The organism is Rhodopseudomonas sp. BR0G17 (genome assembly GCF_010907025.1).
Taxonomy (GTDB): Bacteria; Pseudomonadota; Alphaproteobacteria; order Rhizobiales; family Xanthobacteraceae; genus Rhodopseudomonas; species Rhodopseudomonas palustris_H.
This window is the reverse complement of record NZ_QUML01000171.1, coordinates 1-423: the sequence shown is the minus strand read 5'-3', so window position 1 is coordinate 423 and position 423 is coordinate 1. Positions and strand designations below refer to the sequence as shown.

Here is a 423-nt window from a genome sequence, read left to right as displayed (position 1 = left end):
AAGCCCGACGACGCGATCGGCCAGCTCGTGCATCGGCGTTCCGAGCAATCGGCGCAGCGTGGCCAGCGGCAGGTAGATGTGAACGCCGGCCTGTGCACCGGATGAATGCGACAGCGCCGGCCGCAGATGTGCGCCCGCGACGAAGGCCTCGCCGGCCTTCAGCGACAGCACGGCGCCGTCACCTCCGGTAATCGAGATCGGATCGCCGAGATTGACGATGAACACGCCTTCCGCGTGCGGTAGTTCGCGGCGTGTGGTGAACCCGCCGGTGTGTTCCCGATAATCGCAGTAACCTTGGATGAGATCGGCGATATCCGAAGGGGCCGAGATGCTGGCCATGGTCCAGCTGTTGATGCCGTCGTCATGGATGCACTCGTGCGTGCAACGGTCGAGGCTCATGGGTGGCGCCGCTACCAAAATGGC

At 64.5% G+C, this 423-nt stretch carries 1 protein-coding gene; it reads right to left on the bottom strand.

The genetic code is table 11. From position 1 onward, the window contains the following. Positions 1-423: hypothetical protein (locus DY467_RS25725; protein ID WP_205502849.1), on the bottom strand; the 423-nt coding region annotated here is incomplete at both ends.